Genomic DNA, 6178 nt, shown 5'->3' on the forward strand with positions numbered 1-6178 from the left:
ACCGGGCACCCGGTCGGTTACCGGCGCGCGTACTCGGCGTTCCACGCCTCGATGGTGTCGGCGGCGCGGTCGAAGGCCTCGTGGCGGGCCAGGAAGTCGGCATTGTGGTCGGTGAGCAGCGGAGCGAGCTGCTCGCCGTTCTGCTGCAGCAGTACCAGCGCCTCCCCCTGGACGGTCCGCGGCAGCCCCAACCAGCGAACCGGCTGCTGCACGGTACGTACTGCGGCGGTCCGGCGCCACGGCACGGTGTGGGTCCGCAAGAAGCCCACCCGCCGGACTCCGTGCCGGCTCACCCAGGTGCCGACCCGCAGCAGCCGCAGGGCACCCGCGATGACGGCCAGGCCGAGGCCCAGGCAGGCGATTCCGCCCGGCACGGCCCCGGCGACAGCGATGATCACGGCGGCCAGCAGTATGAAGGAAGCCAGCAACAGAAGCAGCGCGGCCGTCCCGACCCGCCAGGGGCCGGGACGGTACGGCCGCCGCCACTGGTCATGGTCGTCGAACGGCAGCGCAACATCGTCGGAATGATCGGCGGCTGCGCCGAACGCACGGTCGGCCGTCAGGAAAGGCAGGGGCACGGCTGGTCCTCACTCACAAGCACGCTCCATTGGCTGTGCCCGGTGAGGCTACCGATGAGATGATCGGCCGACCACCCCAGGGGGTCCGGACGAGTCAGTGTCCGTGTGCGGCTTCCGAATGATGGGTGGCGGCAGGTGACTGATCCGCCGCCAGCGCAGGCAGCCCGAGCAGCAGCGATCCGACGAGACCCGCGATGACGGTGACGCCGATCAGGGCGTGCCCTGCGAGCTGGGACCTGCTCGGGCGTGGACGGGACGGCGGCTCGACATTGCTGCGGAAGTGGTCGGCCTCGGCGACAAATGCGAACGGGACGGCCTCTCGCCGGCGGAACATAGGGGCACTTCTCCTTGACTCTGGACTCGGATCACGCATCACGCGGTCATCCGGCTGGGTTCTTCCCCGGATACATCCGCTTCTACAGATACAGACGTCCAAAGCTGTCGATCGGTGCCCGTTTACGACTGATCGGCCGAAGTATTCTGCCGTCGGTCCGGCCGTCCGGCGTTGTCGGTGCCGCGCCGTAGAGTGGGCGCCGCCCGAGCGATGCAAATGGAAGGACCCCGCCGGTGAGCGACACTCCCACCTCAGACCCCAAGCCGAGCTTCCGCAGCGACGTCACCGTCGAGCTGGTCAAGCACAGCGCGAGCGACTCCGACGTGCTGTGGGCGGCCCGAGTCTCCACGGCGGGTGAGCAGTCCTTGGAAGAGCTGCAGAAGGATCCTGAGCGCTCCAAGGGGCTCATCAACTTCCTGATGCGAGACCGCCACGGGAGCCCCTTCGAGCACAACTCGATGACCTTCTTCGTCAGCGCCCCGATCTTCGTCTTCCGGGAGTTCATGCGTCACCGGGTCGGATGGTGTCTCGCGGGCGACACCGAAATCACCTTGGAGAGTGAGGCAGGAAACCTCCGGCGCCGAACGATCGCGGATCTGTACCGGCTCTGGCACCTCGGCGTCGAGGACCGTTTGCCGCACTCCGCGGGGGGAGTCACCTGGCATTCCGGGGCAGGTAAGTGGATGGCGCAGGTCCACAGCGGCGACAAGAACCACTACCTGGGGCTGTACGAGAACCGTGAGGCGGCCGAGTCGGCAGTCGTCGAGTTCCGGGAAGAGCACCCGAGCGCCCGGATCCCGAAGCTGGAGCCGGTCCGCGGGAACCAGGTGCGTTGTTACGACGAGGAGACGCTGGTCGCGACCCGTGCCCCGATCGTCGATGTGATCGAGTCCGGTGTGAAGCCGCTGATCAAGATCACAACTGAGAGCGGCCGCGTGCTCCGCTCCACCGTGGACCACGCCGTTCTCACGCCGGAAGGGTGGCGGAAGGCGGGGGAGCTGTCGGTCGGCGACGCGGTGATGGCCGCGGCCACAGCCGCAGCGCCCACCGAGCGGCCGGTGCCGCCGAGTCTGCGACGCGGGATCGGCGTATGGACCTCGATGCAACGTTCCCAGCTGATCAACGATGTGGACGTATGCCATCTCTGCAGGGGTTCCTTCCCCCGCGAGGAACTCGCACTCGACCATGTGATCCCGGTGGCGAGCGACCTGGCCCAGGCGCTGGACGAGGCGAATCTTGCCCCCGCGTGCCAGGAGTGCCATGCGAGGAAGAGCGCGGAGGAGGAAGCGCTCGCACGACAGGGCGGGAAGGTCGCGGTAGCTCGGCCGGACGCGATTGTTTCGATCACCGAAGACGGCGAGGAGATGACCTACGACCTGTCGGTGGAGGGCCCCTGGCACAACTTCCTCGCCAACGGCATCGTCGTACACAACTCGTACAACGAGGAGTCCGGTCGTTACCGGGAACTCCAGCCGGTCTTCTACGTTCCCGGCGAAGCCCGCAAGCTGGTCCAGCAGGGCCGCCCGGGGAAGTACGAGTTCGTCGAGGGCACCGACGCACAGCAGGAGCTCACCGGCCGTGCGATGGAGGACTCGTACCGCCAGGCGTACGAGGCATACCAGGAGATGCTGGCCGCCGGCGTGGCGCGTGAAGTCGCACGCGCGGTGCTGCCGGTGGGCCTGTTCTCCTCGATGTACGCGACGTGCAACGCGCGTTCGCTGATGCACTTCCTCGGGCTGCGCACCCAGCACGAGCTGGCGAAGGTGCCGTCCTTCCCGCAACGGGAGATCGAGATGGTCGGGGAGCAGATGGAGGAGCACTGGGCGAGGCTCATGCCACTCACCCATGCGGCCTTCAACACCAACGGCCGGGTCGCCCCGTAGAGCACTGGTGTGCGGGTCACCCGCGCGAAGTGTCCGTATTGCACCGTTTAGAGAAGTTCATCTAGGCTGATCAAACGGACCCGGCACTGCTTGAACCCCCGAGCAGGCAGTGCCGGGCTCCGTCGCTCCCGTCCCCCGAAGGCGTCCCCGAAGGCACGCACCGCAGTGAGCAGCGAGTAGCGTGGTACCCATGGCTCCGATCTCCACTCCGCAGACCCCCTTCGGGCGGGTCCTCACCGCTATGGTCACGCCCTTCACGGCGGACGGTGCGCTCGACATCGAAGGCGCTCAGCGGCTCGCCGCCCATCTGGTGGACGCAGGCAACGATGGCCTGGTCGTCAACGGCACCACCGGCGAGTCCCCGACCACCAGCGACGCGGAGAAAAACGACCTCGTACGAGCCGTACGGGAAGCGGTCGGCGACCGGGCCCACGTCATCGCAGGTGTCGGCACCAACGACACCCGGCACAGCCTCGAACTGGCCCGCGCCGCAGAAGCCGCGGGCGCCCACGGACTGCTGGCCGTGACGCCGTACTACAACAAGCCGCCGCAGGAGGGCCTGCTCAGGCACTTCGCCGCCATCGCGGACGCCACTGAACTGCCGGTCATGCTGTACGACATTCCCGGCCGCAGCGGTGTCCCGATCAACACCGAGACGATCGTCCGACTCGCCGAGCATCCGCGGATCGTCGCGAACAAGGACGCCAAGGGCGACCTCGGGCGGGCCAGCTGGGCCATCGCTCGCAGCGGTCTGGCCTGGTACTCCGGCGACGACATGCTGAACCTCCCGTTGTTCTCGGTCGGCGCCTGCGGCTTCGTCTCCGTGGTGGGACATCTGGTCACCCCTGAGCTGCGCGCCCTCCTGGAGGCATACCTGGCGGGCGACGTACAGAAGGCGACGGAGATCCACCAGCGGCTGCTCCCGGTCTTCACCGGCATGTTCCGTACGCAGGGAGTGATCACCACCAAGGCGGCACTCAGCCAGCAGGGACTGCCGGCCGGCCCGCTGCGGCTGCCGCTGGTTGAGCTCACCTCGGAGGAAAAGGCCCAGCTCAAGATCGATCTTGCGGCCGGCGGGGTAGAACTTTGAACACGGACTTCTGCACCTGAGTTCTCAACCCGACTTCTGCACGTGACGTGTGAACGCGGCTCCTGAACAGGGACAGCAGCACCGGGACGTCAGCACAGGCTTCACAACTGAATACGTACAACCATCTGACAACAGCAAGTGCACGAATGTCATGCGCGCCACGTGCCTTAGGTACGTGGCGTGCGTGGTGAGGAGAGTCTTTTGAGTCATCCGCATCCTGAACTCGGCGCGCCGCCGAAGCTTCCCAAGAACGGCCTGCGCGTCACCCCCCTCGGCGGTCTCGGCGAGATCGGCCGGAACATGACGGTCTTCGAGTACGGAGGCCGACTGCTGATCGTCGACTGCGGCGTGCTCTTCCCCGAGGAGGAGCAGCCGGGGATCGACCTGATCCTGCCGGACTTCACGTCCATCAGGGACCGCCTCGACGACATCGAGGGCATCGTGCTCACGCACGGCCACGAGGACCACATCGGTGGTGTGCCCTACCTGCTCAGGCTGAAGCAGGACATCCCGCTGATCGGCTCCAAGCTGACCCTCGCGCTGATCGAGGCCAAGCTCCAGGAGCACCGCATCCGCCCGTACACCCTCGAAGTGACCGAGGGGCACCGGGAGAGGATCGGCCCGTTCGACTGCGAGTTCGTGGCGGTCAACCACTCCATTCCGGATGCCCTGGCGGTCGCCATCCGCACGCCCGCCGGTATGGCGGTGCACACGGGCGACTTCAAGATGGATCAGCTCCCCCTGGACCGGCGCCTCACGGACCTGCCGACCTTCGCCAAGCTGGGCGAGGAGGGCATCGACCTCCTGTTGGCAGACTCGACCAATGCCGAGGTACCGGGCTTCGTACCGCCGGAGCGCGACATCTCCAACGTGCTCCGCACGGTCTTCGCCAACGCTCCCAAGCGCATCATCGTGGCGAGCTTCGCCAGCCACGTGCATCGCATCCAGCAGATCCTCGACGCAGCGCACGAGTACGGGCGCCGGGTCGCGTTCGTCGGCCGCTCGATGGTCAGGAACATGGGCATCGCCCGCGATCTCGGCTATCTCCGGGTCCCCGCCGGGCTGGTCGTCGACGTCAAGACGCTCGACGACCTGCCGGACGACGAGGTCGTGCTGGTCTGCACGGGCTCGCAGGGCGAGCCGATGGCGGCTCTCTCCCGGATGGCCAACCGCGACCATCAGATCCGGATCGTCCAGGGCGACACGGTGATCCTGGCGTCCTCGCTGATTCCCGGCAACGAGAACGCGGTCTACCGCGTCATCAACGGGCTGACCCGCTGGGGCGCCGACGTCGTCCACAAGGGCAACGCGAAGGTCCATGTCTCGGGCCACGCGTCGGCCGGCGAGCTGTTGTACTTCTACAACATCTGCAAGCCCAGGAACCTGATGCCGGTCCACGGTGAGTGGCGCCACCTGCGGGCCAACGCCGAGCTCGGTGCCTTGACGGGTGTCCCCAAGGACCACATCGTCATTGCCGAGGACGGCGTGGTCGTCGACCTGGTCGAGGGCAAAGCGAAGATCGTCGGCAAGGTGCAGGCCGGTTACGTGTACGTGGACGGCCTCTCGGTCGGTGACGTCACGGAGACCTCGCTCAAGGACCGTCGCATCCTCGGCGAAGAGGGCATCATCTCGGTCTTCATCGTGGTCGACAGCTCGAGCGGCAAAATCGTCGGCGGGCCCTATATCCAAGCCAGGGGCTCGGGCATCGACGACGCGGCGTTCAGCGCTGTGGTGCCCAAGATCGAGGACGCGCTGAACAAGTCCGCTCAGGACGGCGTCATGGAGCCGCACCAGCTCCAGCAGCTCATCCGTCGCACCGTGGGCAAGTGGGTCTCCGACAACTACCGTCGGCGCCCGATGATCCTCCCCGTCGTCGTCGAGGTCTGACCCGGTCGAGGTCCGACACAGCGGTTCGTACCGGAGCGGGGACCCCGATTTGCATCGGGGCGCCCTGCTCCAGTACGTTTACGGCTCCACCTGAACGGACCCCCCAACACACTCGTGTGCTCGGACCGGCCCGACACGGGCTGGAAATTCCGACTCAGAATCTCTGATAAAGTCGGAATCGCCGGAAAGGGAAACGCGAAAGCGTGGAACTGGAAAGTGAATCCCGCCGGCCGGGAATCGGACACGAAAGAGTCTGATAGAGTCGGAAACGCAAGACCGAAGGGAAGCCCGGAGGAAAACCCCAGAGAATGTCTGCGGGTGAGTACGAAGGAAGCGTCCGTTCCTTGAGAACTCAACAGCGTGCCAAAAGTCAACGCCAGATATGTTGATACCCCGTCTCGCAAGA

Annotated in this window: 5 protein-coding genes; 3 read left to right on the forward strand and 2 right to left on the reverse strand. The window is 66.4% G+C overall.

The window, feature by feature from the left end; all coding sequences use genetic code 11:
• Positions 1–17: 17 nt before the first annotated feature.
• Both AB0436_RS21110 and AB0436_RS21115 read right to left on the reverse strand, forming a co-directional pair.
• Positions 18–578, reverse strand: coding sequence for a hypothetical protein (locus AB0436_RS21110; protein WP_366469420.1), 561 nt, complete (start codon positions 576–578; stop codon positions 18–20).
• A 94-nt stretch (positions 579–672) separates the two neighbouring features.
• Positions 673–912 carry a hypothetical protein gene (locus tag AB0436_RS21115; protein ID WP_366469421.1) on the reverse strand — a complete coding sequence of 80 codons (240 nt, stop codon included), beginning with the start codon at positions 910–912 and terminating at the stop codon, positions 673–675.
• Between the two features lie 233 nt (positions 913–1145).
• On the opposite strand from AB0436_RS21115, the gene thyX reads away from it, so the two are divergent.
• From thyX to AB0436_RS21130, 3 genes are all read left to right on the forward strand, one after another.
• Entirely contained in the window at positions 1146–2795 is a 1650-nt protein-coding gene (thyX, locus tag AB0436_RS21120) for an FAD-dependent thymidylate synthase (protein ID WP_366469422.1), read from the forward strand.
• A gap of 190 nt (positions 2796–2985) precedes the next feature.
• The gene (gene dapA, locus AB0436_RS21125) at positions 2986–3885 is read left to right on the forward strand and encodes a 4-hydroxy-tetrahydrodipicolinate synthase (RefSeq protein WP_366469423.1); all 900 of its coding nucleotides are present in this window, start codon (positions 2986–2988) and stop codon (positions 3883–3885) included.
• A gap of 201 nt (positions 3886–4086) precedes the next feature.
• The gene (locus AB0436_RS21130) at positions 4087–5772 is read left to right on the forward strand and encodes a ribonuclease J (protein WP_366469424.1); all 1686 of its coding nucleotides are present in this window, start codon (positions 4087–4089) and stop codon (positions 5770–5772) included.
• The last annotated feature ends 406 nt before the right edge of the window (positions 5773–6178 follow it).

The organism is Streptomyces sp. NPDC051322 (assembly GCF_040689485.1).
Taxonomy (GTDB): Bacteria; Actinomycetota; Actinomycetes; order Streptomycetales; family Streptomycetaceae; genus Streptomyces.